Genomic DNA, 16670 nt, shown 5'->3' with positions numbered 1-16670 from the left:
GAACGGTTGGTTCCCACCATTGCGACAGTGGTCGTCGTTGGTGTGCTAGCTGTTGCGACATGGTCGCTTGTGTTCGCGAGTGATGACGCCGCCGACCAACCCCAGATTGACGGGGACGTACAGCAACGCTACGAGTCGATAGACGGCGTCAGCGCAACCCAGACGACGGTAGTCTCAGAGAACGGGACAATTACGAGCAGAACAACCTACGACGTGACGCTTCAACCGGGGACCCAGAAGAAACGGCTCGTACTCATCAACAGTACGTCACAGGCGAATGATGTACGGATCTCGGACGGGGCAACGCTGTGGCTGTACAACGAAAGCCGTCGAAGTGTGACACGAATTCCCCTCTCCGAGACTGAGTCCGACAGAGGTGAGCGGTTACAGCGCCTCTTCACGAAACTCGACGAGTCAACAGCGGATCCCCGGTCAGTTGAACCTCTACCCGTTGTCCCTCGAAGTGAGCGGCGGCCAGTCAACTCTATCGAGGGGATGACCGTCAGCTACCGGGGCACGGAGCCGGTTGACGGTCGTGAAGCATACGTCGTCCATGTGACGCCGAGAAACGAGACAAAAGCATACGAGCAAACGGTCTGGGTCGACACACAGCGGTTTTTCCCGGCCAAGCAGCGGACTGCCTGGACGGCAGATGAGGAGCACACAGTCGTGACGACGAGGTATGCGAACGTCACGTACGACACCGGAGTTCCCCAGGACGTGTTTTCCCCCGACTTCCCTGACGACACAGCAGTCAGCGTTCCGGAACCATCAGATAGGAGGTTTTACCTGCGCTGCCAATTATGTGCTACGTAATATTGTTGCTCAGACAGATCAAACGTAGCCGGACAGTCCCCTGCGCCCGGTAGCCCGAGATATGGTCACTCGACACCTCACATCGGAACGACTGGTTCTTACCATCGCGACGGTAGTCGTTGTTGGTGTACTGGCTGTTGCGACCTGGTCGCTTGCGTTCGCGAGTACCGGAACCGCCGATCAGCCCCAGATCGATGCGGATGTGCAACAACGCTACCAGTCGATAGACGGCGTGAACGCGACACAGACGACGACGATTACCCGGAACGGGACAGTTGCGAGCCGGACGACCTACGACGCCGCGCTCCGGCCGGGGACCCAGAAGAAACGGCTGGCGGTCGTCAACAGCACCGTCGAGCGATACGACCACCGGGTGTCGAACGGGTCGATGCTGTGGCTGTACGACCAGCACCGCACGAACGCCACACGTATCTCTCTCAGTAGAACCGATTCAGACCAGGGTGAGCGGCTGCAGCGTCTGCTTTCGAATATTAACATGGAGACGGCAACCGACACGACAACCGATTCACCGTCGGTTGAGCCGTTGCCCGTTGTTCCCCGCGGCGAGCAGCGGCCGACCGTCTCTGCCGGCTCGATGACCGTCAGCTACCGCGGTACTGAATCAATCGATGGGCGTGAAGCCTACGTCATTCAGGTGGCACCGAAAGACGGCACAGCGGCCTACGAGCAGACGATATGGGTAGACACGGAGCGGTTTTTCCCGGTCAAAAAGCGCACTGCATGGACAGCCGACGGTGAGCGAACAGTCGTGACAACGACGCACACGAACGTCACCTACGACACCGGTGTCTCCGAGGATGTGTTTACCCCTAACTTCCCGGACAACACGACTGTCAGGGTCCCTGAGACGCCGGACCAGCAGACCTACGAGTCGGTCGGGGCGCTCGAAGCCGACACCGAGGTCCAGGTTCCGGAGCCCGACATCCCGCCAGGATATGAACTGACCTACGCGACCCAGACACGGGGACAGGTCCACAGCGTCGGCCTCCGCTATATGAACCGGACCAGTCTGATCACTGTGGGCAAATACGACCGACCCACTGACGGGGACAACGCCAGCGAAGCGCTGACGATCGACGGACAACCGGCACAGGTCAGCCACGGGCTGACAACATCAGTGTCGTGGAGCTGTGAGCGCTACCGGTACAAGGTTCGCGGTAGAGGCGTGTCCGCGGACCGACTCGTCACGGTCGGCCAGTCAATCGGCTGTCCCAACGGCGAGTGAAAGCCCACACTGGCATATCAAACCGCCGTTTTCTGGGTCAGAAGTTCGACTGCACGTTATATTATGGAACCCCTCCTTGCTTTGACTGCAGCGGCCCTAACAACACCGTGCCACCAGCGCCCTCCAGCGATGGCCGCTGTCTGTCCACCACACTGCCCTATGGTTCCCTAGGGCTGCCACCCTGGGAGGAATGTGGGCCAGGCCGCCCGCGAACTGGTCCCCTTGCCCCACTTCGCCCGAAGGCGGGTCCCTGACCCCGCCGGTCTCCGCTGACACTGTGCCCTTCTATGACGCAGCTGACTTCTGACTCGGAAACTGACGGGACCTTTTATTCGGGGACGGGACGTTGGTCCAGTACGTGAGTGAGGACCCGGCCGTGGGCGACATCCTCGACCTGCTCAGTGACGAGTACGCCCGGGACATCCTCGCAGCAACGAGTGTCAAACCCATGTCCGCGAAACAGCTCGCCGACCAGTGTGAGATGTCACAACCGACCGTGTACAGACGGGTTGAGTGGCTTCAGGAGTACGGCCTCATCGAGGAACAGACCCAGATAGAGACGGGCGGCAACGACTACAGCGTGTTCGCTGCCACGCTTTCGGAGTTCTCGCTGGCGCTTGCGGACGGTGATTTCGAAACCGAAATCGAGCGGGCCGAACCGCCGGCGTTCCCGGGACAGGACGAACAGGACACCGCGGACCGATTCACAAAAATGTGGGAGAACCTCTGACATGGTCGCCATAGAGACGCTCATGAACTGGCTCATCACCGCCCTGGCGTTTGGCTCGACAGTACTGGGTGGGTACGTCGGCTACCAGGCCTACCGGGGGTATCGGCGACACAACAGCCGTGCGATGCAGTACCTCTCCGTCGGGCTGTTCTGCCTCACGGCGGTGGCCTTCGTCGTCGCGTTCGCCGGCTCAGTCTTCCTTCGCCAGGGCCTGCTCTCCAGTCAGTTCCAGCAACCGCTGACGCTCGTCACTCGCGCCTTCCAGTTCGTCGGCGTCCTCTTTATCGCGTACTCGCTCCACTCTCGGGAGTGAGTGTCAGATGTGGATGGCGAATCACGGCCGTCCCGAACCGCTGAAGGTTCTCAGGCAGAAAGGAGATGTATGACGCAGACACCGGAGGGACAGCCAACGGTCCGCATCGACGGGGCTGACCCGATACTGCTCCCCTGGGACGTTGCACCCGAGCGGCTCCCGTTCGATGTCGTCTCCGGACCGGTCGCGTTCGAGTGTGCCTCCGGCGACCGTATCGAACGGGAGTACACCGGCGTCGCCGTGTTCGACCTGCTAGAGGCGGCGTCGATGCCCGGCGAGACGACCCACGTCCAGTTCGAATCGGCGAACGGCGACCTGGCGTGTATCCCGCTCACCGACCTCAGCGGCGCGGTCCTCGCACTGGGCGACGGCCCCGGAACCGCGCCGGAGCGACCGCGGTTCGTCTCGCCGCACGTCCTCGGCCCGCGAACCGTCAAGAACGTCTGCCGGCTGCGGCCGCGCACGCTCGCCGCCGACGCTGACCGTGAGGCCTACGAGCGGCTCCCGCTGGACGGCTGATTACTCTAGCAGGCCGATATCTTTTGCCAGGCGGTCAGCGAGTTCCTCCAGTACGTCGGGATCCACCTCAGCGACCGGCTCGCCGTCGTGAAGCTGCTCGTTGTGGCGCGCGACGGCGTCCTCGACGTCCTCGAATGCGACCGATGTCCGCGTCCCACAGGCCTCGCATACGACCGGAATCTCGGGCTGGTCGGTTGTCATTGCCGGCAGTTTCTTTCGCTCCCCGATAAACGGACCGGAGCGTCTGCCTGGCACACGCCCGAACTCACTCCAAAACGCTTTTCGGCCGTTTGAGATAGAACGCCTGGTCGGTGACGCGTTCGTAGACGGCATACAGCGTCTCGACGGCGGCCGAGTCCGGGTCGAACTGCAGATGCGGGGCCATGTGGTACGCCTTGCAACTGGTCAGGAAGAAGTACAGCGTGCGGTGGTGGGCCGGCGTGGCGTCGACGACGCCCATCGACCGCCCGCCCAGATCGTCCGAAAAGTCGTTGAGCAAGGCGGCGATGTCGTCGTTCAGTTCCTCGTCGGGGCGGGACAGCGGCGCACCGAGCGTTTGCTGGAGGAACTCGCTGGTGGCCCGCAGGAACGGGTTCGAGTCCATACCCGTCGGGTCCACGGCGCTGAACGCGTCGTACAGGTCGAGCAGCGCCGTCAGTTCGTCGTCGGTCAGCGCGATGGGTTTGACGGGGTCGCCCTGCGGGAGCGAGTAGTCCGGGAAGGAGTACGACTGCGGGTCCGGTACCTGTCCGAACACGTTATCGAGGCTCATGGTAGCAGTTCGGTCGGTGGACGCCTAACTGTTGGGTGGAAAGCCCGTCCGATTCAGTCGCTCGAGACCGTTAGAAAACGGGAAATTGTAGCTCACTCGCTCTCCTCGCCCAACTCCTCGATGAGACTGAGCCCGTAGATCGTCCGGAGGACCGTACTGGCGTCGCCGGCCTCGTACACCAAATCGTCCCTCGAACTGACGTGGTCGAGGACGTCCGGCGAGGAGTGTGCGGGCGCGGCGGCGACGCCAGCGTCGTTCTCGTCGACCCAGCGCATCACCCGCAGGTCGCTCTTGCTGTCGCCCATCACGAGCGCGAACGGGTCGTCGATGCCGAGGACGTCGAAGGCCTCCTCGACCCCGGCGGATTTGTCCAGTTCGAGACTCACGAGTTCGGCCGCGTCGCCCTCGTAGTAGCCCAGATCGACGCGTTCGAGGACCTCGCGGAACGCATCGGGCGCGTCGTCGATGTCGGCGTCGGTCGACAGGCCGCCGGCCGCCAACACGTCGAGAATCTCCGGATCGCGGCTGAAGTAGGCCCGCGCGTAGCCTGCGGGGTCCTCGACTTCGGCGTCGACCTGTGCGGCGATGGCGTCGCCGACCAGACCACAGAGGTACCGCAACGACTCGTCGATGATTTCGACGGCGTTGTCGCTGCCGACCTCGGCGTTGGGTTTCAGCGTCACGTTGAACTCGTTGCCCTGGAGGTGACAGCGCTTGCCGACGACGTCGGGGGCCTCCGAGAGGACCCGGCGGCGGACGGTCTCGAACACGTCCACGACCGCGCCGTCGAGGCGCTCGTAGAGGAGGCGCTTGGTGTCCTCGCCGTGCTTGGGCGTGAACACGCCGTTGCCGGACTCGTAGACGATGCTCATCCGCCCGGAGGAGACGAGGTCGTTGCCAAGGCCCTGTATCATGAATCCCTTGACGTTCTCCAGGGTCTGGCCGGTACAGACGACGATGGGGACGCCGGCTTCGTGAAACTGCGTCAGAAGATATAGCGTATCGCGGGGTATTTCGTTGTCGGTGTCGCCCGCTGACCGGAGCGTCTCGTCGACGTCCAGCACAAGCACGTTCACCGACCGGTCGTACTTCGAGTAGAGGTCGAGCGCGGTGAAGGCCTCGTCGCGGGTCAGCCGGGCCGCGATTTCCGCGTAGGTCTCGCCGGTTCCGGGGAACTCCTCGGTGATGTCGGCCTTGAGTTCATCCAGGCGGTCGCTGGCGGTTTCCCACTGTTCCAGCGCGACAGTCGAGCTGAGCGGGGGAAACAGGTCGACGAACTCCTGATAGCCGCGCAGCGTCGTCGTGTCTACGCTCTTGTAGAGCCGGTAGAGTTGGTCGTATTGTTCCATGTCGATATCCACAGGATAGTGGCGACTGATGGCGAGCGTACTTTAGCTATCGGGTTTGCGAAACGCACACACGATAAAAAAAGCTGGTTTGCCAACACCGCTGCCGAGGGGAAACCCTGCTACGCCTCGTCGCCGCCGTCGGTCAGCACCTCGGTTTCGGTCGCCTCCTCGTTGAGGAAGGACGGGAGTTCCTCCTCGTCCTCGTCAGTTGCCTCGTCGTCCGCCGTCGCTTCTGTCCAAGAGCGTTCTCTGTGGTGGCACATGGGTCGTCACCATGCGACGGTCAGGACTGTTTTGTGTTAACTATTTTCATGACTATGCTGATAGGCGGGACGAGGGCAGACAGTATCAAGTCGCTCCGTCCGTTAGCCCGTGGCAATCACATGCGGAGGCACGTATGACCGATATCCAGCGACTCGACGACCGGACCGTCGAACGCATCGCGGCCGGCGAGGTGGTCGAGCGACCGGCCTCCGTCGTCAAGGAACTGGTCGAGAACGCCATCGACGCCGACGCGAACCGGGTCGATGTCGTCGTCGAAGCCGGCGGAACCGACGGGATTCAGGTCACGGACGACGGTGTCGGGATGGATCGCGAGGCTGTCGAGACGGCCGTCGAGAAACACACGACATCGAAGATCCGCGACATTGCGGACCTAGAAGGTGGCGTGGGAACGCTCGGGTTCCGCGGCGAGGCGCTGCACGCAATCGGGGCAGTGTCGCGGCTGACGATCCGGACCAGACCCCGCGGCGGCGACGTCGGGACGGAACTCGTTCTCGAAGGCGGCGACGTCACGTCAGTCGGTCCCGCCGGCTGTCCGGAAGGGACGACGATAGCGGTCGAAGACCTCTTCTATAACGTCCCGGCCCGCCGGAAGTACCTCAAACAGGAGTCGACGGAGTTCGCACACGTCAACACCGTTGTCGCCAGTTACGCACTGGCTAACCCGGACGTGGCCGTCTCGCTGACACACGGCGACCGCGAAACGTTCTCGACGACCGGCCAGGGCGACCTGCGAGAGACAGTGATGTCCGTCTACGGGCGGGAGGTCGCCGAGTCGATGATTTCGGTCGGTGCGGGGTCGGAAGCGAACGCGGGTGGAGACGACGCTGGTAGTTTCCCCGACGGACCACTCGACGGCGTCCACGGCCTCGTCTCCCACCCCGAGACGAACCGCTCCGGCCGCGAGTACCTCTCGACGTACGTCAACGGTCGCTACGTCAGGGCTGGAACCGTTCGAGACGCCGTCGTTGACGCCTACGGGACCCAGATCGCGCCGGACCGCTACCCCTTCGCCGTCCTCTTTCTAGACGTGCCCGCGGGCGACGTGGACGTGAACGTTCACCCGCGGAAAATGGAGGTCCGCTTCGCCGACGACGAGGGCGTTCGGGAGCAGGTCCGGACCGCCGTCGAGGACGCGTTGTTACGGGAAGGGCTACTGCGCTCGACAGCGCCGCGTGGCCGGTCGGCACCCGAGCAGACGGAGATAACGCCGGAATCGGACGGAACGAGCGACGGCGAGCGCCAGCGGTCAGATTCGGATGACCTGGACGCCGGAGACGAGGCAGCAACGTCAGCGCGGCCGGACAGCACAACGACGGAGAGCGATGCTGATACACCACTCCAGAAGTCGAGTCCTGATCCCACGGAGCGACCTGAGAGTGCCCAGACGGAGAGAGCAGGTCACCAGTCCGCTGAGACGCCTTCATCAGATCGATCAGCCGATGCGAAACGAGCCTCCACGACCGAGGCGAAAGACGACACGTCGGGCGGATCCGGGGAACGACGGACGGAGGGCAGCGTTTCGAGTGGAGATAGCGCCGGTGCGCGCCGCGACGCGTCGGTAGCGGGACGAACGGAGACGGAGCGCGGGGAACGGAAGTTCACCGGTGGCCAGGAGCAGACACACCTTGGCGACGCGCCAGAGGCGAGCCACGAGTCGCTACCCTCGATGCGGATTCTCGGGCAGTTAGCCGACACCTACGTCGTCGCGGAGACGGACGACGGCCTCGTACTGGTCGACCAGCACGCAGCTGACGAGCGGGTCAACTACGAACGGCTCAAGGCCAAGTTCGAAGGCGAAACGACGACACAGGCACTCGCAGATCCAGTCGAACTGGAACTGACCGCCCGCGAAGCCGACGTGTTCGACCGGCGCAGCGACGCGCTGGCGAGTCTGGGGTTCCATACGGCGCAGACGGGTGAACGAAGCGTCGAGGTCCGAACCCTCCCGGGCGTTATCGCCGACGCGGCCGGTCCGGACATCGTCAGGGACGTGCTGGGTGCGTTCGTCTCCGGCGACGACGAGGCGGCGGCAACGGTCGAAGCGGCGGCCGACGAACTGCTCGGCGATCTGGCGTGTTACCCCTCTGTGACCGGAAACACGTCGCTGACTGAAGGCTCCGTCCGGGAACTACTCGCCGCGCTGGACGAGTGTGAGAACCCCTACGCGTGCCCCCACGGACGACCGACGATCATCCACATCGACCGGCAGGAACTCGAAGACCGGTTCGAGCGGGATTACCCCGGACACGGCGGTCGGCGGCGATAGCGAGGGATTCCGGTCCGTCCCCCGACACAGCAGTCGATACAGCCGATTAAACTAAACCTACGTCTCCCGATGCACGCGGTATGTCACTCGTAACGTTCGGCGAGACCGCTCTCAGATTTGCACCCCCAGACGGACAGCGGTTCGAAACGGCTCGCGAGGCGTCGATTCACGTCGACGGGACAGCGAGCGGTGTCGCGGCGACGGCCGGCCGACTCGGGGCTGACGCACGGTGGCTGTCGAAGGTTCCGGACACACCGCTCGGGCGGCGCGTCGTCGCAGAGCTCCACGAGTTCGGTCTGGAGACAGAGGTCGTCTGGGCAGACCCGGACGCCGGACGGCAGGGGCTCACGTTCCACGAGGACGCTGCCCCGCCCCGTGCCGAGCGGCTGCTACAAGACCGCGGCAACACCGCGATGGCGACGCTGACGCCTGGCGAGCTACCGATGGGCGAGATACAGAACGCGGACGTAGTGTTCACCTCGGGCACTACCCTCTCACTGTCTGACACAGCCGCCGACACGACGGGGGCGTTACTCAGGGCGGCCGCAGGGATGCGAGCATTCGATCTCGATTTCCATCCAGGGCTGTGGGACGCCGACGACGCGCGCGACGCGCTTGCAGATCTGCTGCCGGCCGTCGATACCCTCTTTGCTGCCGAAGACCAGGTTTCCGCGGTGTTTGATACAACCGGAAGCCCGCGCGAAGTCGTGCACACGCTCGCAACGGAGTACGATCTCACCCGCGTGATTCTCACACGGAGCGAGTACGGCGCGGTTGCCTACCACGACGGCGTCATTCACGAGCAGGATGCCATCGAGACGTCCGCAGTGGACGAGTCGGGACAACACGAGGCCTTCATCGGCGCGACGCTCCAGCAACTGGCTGCCGGTGCTGACACGGACGAAGCGCTGCTCTACGGGGTCGCGGCAGCAGCGCTGTCTCGGACACTGTCCGGGCCGTTGACGCCGCTCGAACCGTCCGAAGTCGAGCGGCTCGTCGATTCACAGCAGTCTAGACGGCCGTAGGGAGTCCCTACCGGCAGTACTGATTTACGTCCACACTTTTATTAATCAGGTATGCTCGGCCACCGTGCCTTGTTAACAACTGCAGTGCTGACACTACTGGTAGGGGCCGGAGTAGTGGCGGGAACGGCTGCTGCACAATCACAGGTGACACTCACCGTCACCGTGGTTAACCAGGACGGCGACCCGCTCAGTGGTATCGACATCTCGGCGACGTGGGATGGCGGAGCAGGGGGGCCATCGAATGAGACGACGCGGGCAAACGGGCAGGCACTTATCGATGTCCCCGAGGGAGCTGATGTCATGCTGCAAATAGATGACGACGAATACGTCCGAAACGTCCCCTACGTCGTCGAAGATGCCGAGGCGGAGTCCATCGAGGTAGCGGTCTCGGAGTCAGCGACGGCCACAGTCAACGCGGTGACGGCGGACGGCCAGCCGGCCGAGAACGCCCGCATCCGGCTGTATCGGGACGGGAACTACGTGGTCGACAGGAACGCAGGCAGTGACGGGACCGTCACGACACAGCCTGTCGAAGAAGGCGAGTACAGCGTCATCGTCACCAAGCCGGGGTTCTACCGTAACCTGACCACCGTGTCCATCACCGGCGAGACGACGACGACGGTCCAAGTTAGCGAGGGGTCAGTCCTGCTGCAGGCCGAGGTCGTCGACGACCACTTCAATGACTCCAGACCGATCCGGGACGCGACCGTCCGGGTCGAATCAAACAGCGGATTCGACGGCACCGTGCCAACGCTCTCCGACGGGACGGCGTCGGTCAGCGTGCCGGTCAACGACCGCTACGACGTCACAGTGACGAAGGAAGGCTACGAGACAGTCGAGAGGCGCGTCAGCGTGGCTGAAGACGAAACGTCTATCGACGTGGACATCCGGCGTACTCCGGAGATTACGCTCTCTCCCGATAACAGACAGGTCGTCGTCGACGCGAACGTCCGGCTCACGGTTACCGATGAGTACGACGAACCGGTGGCGAACGCGACAGTGACTCGGAACGGGACCGAGGTCGGACAAACTGACGCGGACGGCGAAATAACGGCAACAGTCCCCACAGCCGGCAACGTCACGTTCACCGCGACAGCCGGCGACCTCACCACGACGACGAACGTCACCGCGTTCAGACCGGGCGAGGAGACGACGACAGGAGGGGCGGCCCAGACGCCGGAACCGACGGCGACCGAAACGACTGACGGCAGCGGTCCGGGCTTCACCGTCGGCCTGACGATGGCTGCGCTGCTCGCGGCCGCTGCCCTCGCACGCCGGCGACGCTAACGGGACGTTTTTCCCCGCGAGGGCCGCATGATCGTGCAATGACTGTTCTCGAGTCCGTTCACGAGGCCCACGGAGCGACGTTCAGGGAGGTCGGTGGTCGGCGGGTCGTCGACAACTACGGGCGACCGGAGCGGACCCACCGCGCGGTCCGGAACGTCGTCGGCGCGATGGAGTACGGCTACGGCGTCATCGTCGTCACCGGCGAGGACCGCGTCGACTACGTCGACAACGCCGTCTCGAACCGCGTCCCGGATGAGGACGGCGCGGGCTGTTACGCGCTCTTGCTCGACCCCGACGGCCGCGTCGACACGGACATGTACGTGTACAACGCCGACGAGCGCCTGCTCGTGTTCACACCGCCCCAGAAAGCCGAGGAACTGGCCGGGGAGTGGGCGGACAAGACCTTCATTCAGGACGTCGCGTTCGATGTGGCGACCGACGACTTCGCCGTCTTCGGCGTCCACGGGCCGAAAGCGACAGAGAAAATCGCCAGTGTCCTCCACCAGACCGGCACCCCGCCGGCACCGCTGACCTTCGAGCGGGGGGAACTCGGCGACGCCGGCGTCTCCGTCATCCGGACGGATAACCTCGCAGGCGAGGAGAGCTACGACGTGGTCTGTAGCGCTGACGACGCCGAGCCAGTCTTCGACACGCTGGTCAACCGCGGGCTCAACGCCGTCCCTTTCGGCTACCAGACCTGGGAGACCCTGACGCTTGAGGCCGGGACGCCGCTGTTCGACACCGAAATCGAGGGCGCGCTCCCGAACGACCTCGGCCTCCGCAATGCCTTGGACTTCGAGAAAGGGTGTTACGTCGGGCAGGAGGTCGTCTCCCGCATCGAGAATCGGGGCCATCCGACCCAGCGGCTGGTCGGCCTCGCCGTCGAAGCGTGTCCTGACCCCGGTGCCGCAGTGTTCGCCGGCGACGAGCACGTCGGCGACGTGACCCGCGCCGCGCAGAGTCCGATGCGGGAAGCCCCTATCGCACTGGCGAACCTCAACTGGGAACGGCCCGAAGAAGCGTTGAAAATCCGAATCGACGGTGAGCCGGTCAGCGCACAACAGGTCGACCTGCCCTTTATCGACGGCTCGGCGCAGTCGGCGCGGCTGCCGACCTACGAGTAGCGCGGGTCATTCCAGTTCGATAGCGGCCCGCCCACTGGTCGCGCTCCGGATCCGGTCCCGCAGTTCGCTGCCCTCCGTCGTGGGGACTCGAGCGTCGAAGACGACTTCGGCCTCGTAGTCGGCCTCGAACTCGATGCCCGCCGATTCGAGCAGGCTTCGAACGCTGCCCGAGTCGTCGTAGGCGACGGTCACGGTGAACTGCTCGTGGGGAACTTCCTCGACGATGCCGGCGTCGTCGACGCCTTCCTTCACCGCTCGGGAGTACGCACTGGCGAGACCGCCGACACCGAGGTTCGTCCCGCCGTAGTACCGCGTGACGACGGCAACGACGTTCTCGACCTCGCGCTGCTGGAGGACGTTCAGCGCAGGGTCGCCGGCGCTGCCGCTCGGTTCGCTGTCGTCGCTGGAATACTCCCGGAAGGGATCGGATCGAACGCGGTAGGCGGGGACGTTGTGGGTCGCGTCAGCGTACTCCTCGCTGACGGCGTCGACGAACGCCTCGGCGTCTTCGACGGTCGTCGCCGGCGCGACGTGGCCGATGAACTCCGAACCCCGCACCTCGAAGCGTGCCTCGCCACGGCCCGGAACGGTCCGATAGCTGTCCGTCACGGGCCGGGATACGCCCGGCGGCGGAATAGCGTTTGTCGTTCGCGCTCCCGGTATCGAGTCAGTCCGTCCCGTCACCGGCCTGTCGTGACCCCCAGACTCGCTTGTCCAGCAGTTTGACCGCCATCCCGTCACGGACCTGAATCTGACAGGAGAGTCGCGGGTAGCCGAATCGGTCGGCGAGGTCGTCGTGCCAGTGGTCGGGCTCGGGCGGTTCGGCGAGGCGGACGCCGCAGGTGGCACAGATGCCGCGGCCGCCGCAGTTGACCCGCGTCGCGTAGCGGCCGTGGGGCGAGAGGCCGGCATCGAGGAGGACATCTCGGAGGATCGCACCGGCCTGGGCGGTGAGTTCGCGGGTCTCGCCGGCGGGCGTCTCGACGGTGAGCGTCGCCGGCATTATGCCAGTTCGATTGTCCGGACGAACGCCAGGCGGCGGATTTCGTTGATGAGGTCGCCGGGGAGTTCCTCGTCGGTGATGACGTATAGCTTCGGCTCGTCGGTGAACTCGGGGTCCTCGCTCAGGACGCATGGGCCAGCAGTCAGCTGTTCACCTATATGGAACGNTTGCCAGCCCGCTCAGAGATGTGTATAAGAGACAGCTCGTCGGCGGCCCGAACGGTGACGGTCACCGCATGCAGGTCGAGCACCGGGGCGAGATCGAGCAGACTCGGCACGGAAGAGATGTTGCGGAAGATGCGCCGCAGGTCGTCGTCGTCGAGAATCGCGTCCGTCGTGGCGTTGACCACGCGGCGGTCGACGTCGGCCTCGCGGGCGATCCCCGTGTTCGGGATCTCGATACCACCCGAGACGACGCGGCCATCCTCGTTGACGGAGAACCCCCGTTCCAGCAGCAGGCGGATGACGTCCTGCTGGCCGGGAGAGTCCTCGAATTTCTGCATAATCTCGTCGAACATACGGAAGGGTGGACGCGAGGCCACTAATCGATGCCGACAGCGGTCGAAACGAGGGGTCGCGGTCGGCTACAGTTCTCCCTTCGTGCTCGCCACGTCGGACCGTCGCTCGTCGATACGGGTCGCGTCGTCGAGTGCCCGAGCCAGCCCCTTGAACAGTGCCTCAATCTCGTGGTGAGCGTTCTCGCCCTCGACGCCACAGTGCAGCGTCAGCCCGGCGTTCATCGACAGCGAGCGACAGAAGTGCTTGGCCATGTGGCTGGTCATCCCGCCGACAGAGTCCTGCGAGAACTCGCCGTCAAACTCGAAGTACGGCCGGCCGGAGATGTCGACGACGACGCTCGCGACCGCCTCGTCCAGCGGGACCCTGCGGTCGGCGAACCGGCGGATGCCGCGCTTGTCGTCCAGCGCCTCAGTGAGCGCCTCGCCGAGCGTGATGGCGACGTCTTCGACGGTGTGGTGGTCGTCGATGTCCAAATCGCCGTCACACTGCACGGTCAGGTCGAACAGCCCGTGGGTCGAGAACGAGTCGAGCATGTGGTCGAAGAAGCCGATGCCGGTGTCGATGGTGCTGTCGCCGTCGCCGTCGACGTCGAGCGTGACCTCGATGTCCGTCTCGGCCGTGGTCCGCGTGACGGCTGCCGTCCGGTCAGTCATACTTCACACGTATCAGGCCGTGTATTTGTGGATTGTGTCCGGTCATTCGATCTGCTCGTCAAGCAGCGCCAGCAACCGGTCGGTCACCGCCGGCGCGTGCTCGATGAAACAGCAGTGGCGACCCTCGACAGCTTCTCCGGTGCCGCGGGGGAGGTCGGCCGAAAGCGACTGAACGGCCTCCGGCGACACAACGGGGTCGTCCAGCCCGTAGTACACCTCGGCAGGCTGGGTGATTTCGTACAGCGGCGGCGCGTCGAAGGTCGCCATTGCGTCGGCCTGCGCATCGCGGGCCGCGCCGGTCGCGTCCTCGTCGGCGCGCCAGTCCGTAATTCGCTCCATGAGGTCAGGGTCGTGTTCGCGGAACGCCGGCGAGAACGCGCCGTCGAGCGATGACTGTGCGTCCAGTGCGAGGTCGTCAAGCGCCGTCCGGTCGACGGCATCGCCGGATCCGGGCGTGCAGTACAGCGTCAGCGAGCGGGCGCGGCTGTACCGGTGCGCGTATTCGAGCGCGATCATCCCGCCGAGCCCGGCCCCGACGAGGTGGGCGCTCCCGACACCGTTGTCGGCCAGCACGGCTTCGAGGTCGGTCGCCAGCGTTTCCACATCGTACGGTCCCGCCGGCGCGTCCGACCGGCCGGTCCCGCGGAGGTCCCACACCACCGTCTCGTAGGGGCCAGCGACGGCATCGTAGTGCCAGCCCCAGAGCCATGCGCCGTACCCCACGTCGTTGATGAACACGACGGTCGGGCCGTCGCCGTCGGCTTCGTAGTAGAGAGACACGTCACGGTTGCGTGCGGTCGGCATTGGCTGTCGGTTCCTTCGCCGAGGGTGTGTCTCTTTCGGTGAATAGGTCTTTAGCGCTGGCTGTCGAAGGACCGTCAGTCCTGTGTCCGGAGCAGAATCACTTATCGGCGCCGTCGTGTTGGTCGTGAGTCTGGGGGTCGCCGCACAACTGGTCGCCGACTGGCTTCAGATCCCGAGCGTCGCGTTCCTGCTGGTCGCTGGCGTCCTCGTCGGCCCGCAGGCGCTCGACATTGTCGATCCCGCGATATTCGGGCAGGCCGGGTTGCAGGCTATCGTCGGCCTCAGTGTCGGCATCATTGTCTTCGAAGGGGCATTCCACCTCACGGTCGAGCGAGTCCGTGAAGCGTCCAGGGAGGCGCTTGGACTGGTGACAATCGGCGCGTTCGTCTCGCTTGTCGGAACTGCCGTCGCCGTCAAAGTCGTGTTCGGGACAACGTGGCCGGTCGCCATCCTCGTCGGGAGCCTGCTTATTGCCACCGGACCGACGGTCATCACGCCAATCATGCAGGTGGTTCCGGTGCGGGACCGGGTCGCCGCAGCGCTGGAGACTGAAGGCATCATTAACGATGTGACCGCTGCCATCCTCGCGGTGGCGACGTTCGAGTTCGTCATCGCGAGCCAGTCCTCACCGGTGGTCGTCATCGAGGCGTTCGTCGCCCGACTGGCTGTCGGCCACGTCGTCGGCATCGCCGTCGGCGGCGGCACCGCACTACTGCTCCGGCGGTGGCATCTGTCAGCGGACAATGCCCTCCAGAACGCCCGGGTCGTGGTCCTGACCGCGGCGCTGCTGGCGTACGCGCTCGGGAGTATGTGGCTCTCTGAGGCCGGTATCGCAGCCGCCGCCGTTGCCGGTATCGTACTTGGGAACGCCGATATCCCCCACGAAGAAGAGATCGCCGAATTCAAGGGTGGGATTACGCTGTTTGTGCTCTCGTTCGTTTTCATCGTGCTGGCGGCACAGCTCTCACTCGGCGACCTGCGTGCGCTCGGGGTTGGCGGGCTCATCGTCGTCATCGTCGTCGCTGCGCTCGTCCGCCCACTCGGCGTGTTTCTCTCAACGCTGGGCGGACGGCTGAGTGTTCGCGAACGGATGTTCGTCGGCGCGATGGGGCCGCGCGGCATCGTCCCGGCCAGCGTCGCCACGCTGTTTGCCATCGAACTGCGTCCCGAGAACCCCGAAGCCGCGACGGTTCTCGTCGGAACCGTCTTTCTCGTTATCTTCGCGACCGTCATGTTTCAAGGCGGGCTGGCCCGTCACTTCGCGCAAGCGCTTGACATCCTTCCCATGCAAACACTCATCGTCGGTGGCGGTCGTGTCGGCCGGGAACTGGCAGTGCGGTATGAGTCACGCGGCGAGGAGGTCGTCCTCATCGACAGGGACGCCGATACGGTCGAGCGGGTCCGAGCCGACGGCCACCGCGTCGTTCACGGGGACGCGACGAACGCGAACGTCCTCGAAGAAGCAGGGGCGAACCGGGCGTCCGTTGTCGTTGCTGCGACCGCAGACGACGACGTGAACTTACTCGTGGCACAGCTGGCAACGACCCGGTTCGACGTCGACACCGTGGTCGCCAGAGCGAACCAGCCGGACAACGTCGAGGCCTTCGAGGATCTCGACGTCGAGACTATCTCCGCCGGCTTCGCCGTCGCCGATGCAATCGACGACGCGGTCGAGCGGCCGGCGCTGGCCCACTGGCTGTCGGACTCCGGGCGAACGGGGGACGTACTGGAGGTCGAGCTCAGAAACGAGTCGCTGATCGACCGGACGATAGAGGAAACCGCCGACAAGCTCCCGGACGGCTGTCTGGTCGCAATGGTGAGCCGCAACGGAACTGACAGAGTCCCCGACAGTGATTTCCGCCTCGCGAGCGGTGATCACCTGACGCTCGTCTGCGAGACCAACGAAGCGATGCAGGACGCCAGACGGCTGTGTCAGGGCGAATAGCCGGACGGCACGCGA

Annotated in this window: 18 protein-coding genes and 1 pseudogene; 10 read left to right on the top strand and 9 right to left on the bottom strand. The window is 64.6% G+C overall.

Annotated features, from left to right (window positions below; translation table 11 throughout):
* Positions 1 to 42 precede the first annotated feature (42 nt).
* The 5 genes from C444_RS01815 to C444_RS01795 all read left to right on the top strand — a co-directional run bounded on the left by C444_RS01815 (position 43) and on the right by C444_RS01795 (position 3624).
* Positions 43 to 816 (top strand): LolA family protein, encoded by a 774-nt coding sequence (locus tag C444_RS01815; protein ID WP_239641248.1) that lies wholly within the window; start codon positions 43 to 45, stop codon positions 814 to 816.
* A 61-nt stretch (positions 817 to 877) separates the two neighbouring features.
* Positions 878 to 2062, top strand: coding sequence for a LolA family protein (locus C444_RS01810; protein WP_004590511.1), 1185 nt, complete (start codon positions 878 to 880; stop codon positions 2060 to 2062).
* 358 nt (positions 2063 to 2420) lie between these two features.
* Positions 2421 to 2792: an ArsR/SmtB family transcription factor gene (locus C444_RS01805; protein ID WP_049909028.1), complete on the top strand. Its 372-nt coding sequence runs from the start codon at positions 2421 to 2423 to the stop codon at positions 2790 to 2792.
* Position 2793: 1 nt separating this feature from the next.
* Positions 2794 to 3105: a DUF7521 family protein gene (locus C444_RS01800; protein ID WP_004590509.1), complete on the top strand. Its 312-nt coding sequence runs from the start codon at positions 2794 to 2796 to the stop codon at positions 3103 to 3105.
* Between the two features lie 69 nt (positions 3106 to 3174).
* Positions 3175 to 3624: a molybdopterin-binding protein gene (locus tag C444_RS01795; protein WP_004590508.1), complete on the top strand. Its 450-nt coding sequence runs from the start codon at positions 3175 to 3177 to the stop codon at positions 3622 to 3624.
* Here C444_RS01795 and C444_RS01790 read toward each other — a convergent pair whose 3' ends face one another.
* The 4 genes from C444_RS01790 to C444_RS22145 form a co-directional block, all read right to left on the bottom strand.
* Positions 3625 to 3825 carry a hypothetical protein gene (locus C444_RS01790; protein ID WP_004590507.1) on the bottom strand — a complete coding sequence of 67 codons (201 nt, stop codon included), beginning with the start codon at positions 3823 to 3825 and terminating at the stop codon, positions 3625 to 3627.
* 64 nt (positions 3826 to 3889) lie between these two features.
* The gene (locus C444_RS01785) at positions 3890 to 4396 is read right to left on the bottom strand and encodes a hypothetical protein (protein WP_004590506.1); all 507 of its coding nucleotides are present in this window, start codon (positions 4394 to 4396) and stop codon (positions 3890 to 3892) included.
* Positions 4397 to 4488: 92 nt separating this feature from the next.
* Positions 4489 to 5757 (bottom strand): HAD family hydrolase, encoded by a 1269-nt coding sequence (locus C444_RS01780; RefSeq protein ID WP_004590505.1) that lies wholly within the window; start codon positions 5755 to 5757, stop codon positions 4489 to 4491.
* Between the two features lie 107 nt (positions 5758 to 5864).
* Positions 5865 to 6008, bottom strand: a complete 144-nt coding sequence (locus C444_RS22145) for a hypothetical protein (protein ID WP_004590504.1) — start codon at positions 6006 to 6008, stop codon at positions 5865 to 5867.
* Positions 6009 to 6142: 134 nt separating this feature from the next.
* Between C444_RS22145 and mutL the strand changes: the two genes are divergently transcribed.
* From mutL to ygfZ, 4 genes are all read left to right on the top strand, one after another.
* Positions 6143 to 8296, top strand: a complete 2154-nt coding sequence (gene mutL / locus C444_RS01775; RefSeq protein WP_004590503.1) for a DNA mismatch repair endonuclease MutL — start codon at positions 6143 to 6145, stop codon at positions 8294 to 8296.
* 80 nt (positions 8297 to 8376) lie between these two features.
* Positions 8377 to 9321, top strand: coding sequence for a PfkB family carbohydrate kinase (locus tag C444_RS01770; RefSeq protein ID WP_004590502.1), 945 nt, complete (start codon positions 8377 to 8379; stop codon positions 9319 to 9321).
* Positions 9322 to 9435: 114 nt separating this feature from the next.
* Entirely contained in the window at positions 9436 to 10608 is a 1173-nt protein-coding gene (locus tag C444_RS01765; RefSeq protein WP_004590501.1) for a carboxypeptidase regulatory-like domain-containing protein, read from the top strand.
* A gap of 38 nt (positions 10609 to 10646) precedes the next feature.
* A complete protein-coding gene (gene ygfZ, locus C444_RS01760; RefSeq protein WP_004590500.1) occupies positions 10647 to 11732 on the top strand; it encodes a CAF17-like 4Fe-4S cluster assembly/insertion protein YgfZ in 1086 nt (361 codons plus the stop codon).
* 6 nt (positions 11733 to 11738) lie between these two features.
* Here ygfZ and C444_RS01755 read toward each other — a convergent pair whose 3' ends face one another.
* From C444_RS01755 to C444_RS01735, 5 genes and pseudogenes are all read right to left on the bottom strand, one after another.
* On the bottom strand, positions 11739 to 12341 hold the full coding sequence (locus C444_RS01755; protein ID WP_004590499.1) for an IMPACT family protein: 603 nt from the start codon (positions 12339 to 12341) through the stop codon (positions 11739 to 11741).
* A 58-nt stretch (positions 12342 to 12399) separates the two neighbouring features.
* Complete coding sequence (locus C444_RS01750) at positions 12400 to 12867, bottom strand: 2Fe-2S iron-sulfur cluster-binding protein (RefSeq protein WP_394324804.1); 468 nt, start codon at positions 12865 to 12867, stop codon at positions 12400 to 12402.
* A 72-nt stretch (positions 12868 to 12939) separates the two neighbouring features.
* Positions 12940 to 13252 (bottom strand): annotated as a pseudogene (locus C444_RS23080) (amino acid-binding protein); the annotation flags it as partial.
* A 66-nt stretch (positions 13253 to 13318) separates the two neighbouring features.
* Entirely contained in the window at positions 13319 to 13906 is a 588-nt protein-coding gene (gene hisB / locus C444_RS01740) for an imidazoleglycerol-phosphate dehydratase HisB (RefSeq protein WP_004590496.1), read from the bottom strand.
* Between the two features lie 42 nt (positions 13907 to 13948).
* Positions 13949 to 14710: an alpha/beta fold hydrolase gene (locus tag C444_RS01735; RefSeq protein ID WP_004590495.1), complete on the bottom strand. Its 762-nt coding sequence runs from the start codon at positions 14708 to 14710 to the stop codon at positions 13949 to 13951.
* Positions 14711 to 14792: 82 nt separating this feature from the next.
* On the opposite strand from C444_RS01735, the gene C444_RS01730 reads away from it, so the two are divergent.
* Positions 14793 to 16655 (top strand): cation:proton antiporter domain-containing protein, encoded by a 1863-nt coding sequence (locus tag C444_RS01730; RefSeq protein WP_004590494.1) that lies wholly within the window; start codon positions 14793 to 14795, stop codon positions 16653 to 16655.
* Positions 16656 to 16670: the final 15 nt, after the last annotated feature.

The organism is Haloarcula japonica DSM 6131, from assembly GCF_000336635.1.
Classification (GTDB): Archaea; Halobacteriota; Halobacteria; order Halobacteriales; family Haloarculaceae; genus Haloarcula; species Haloarcula japonica.
This window is presented reverse-complemented; position numbering and strand designations above follow the sequence as displayed.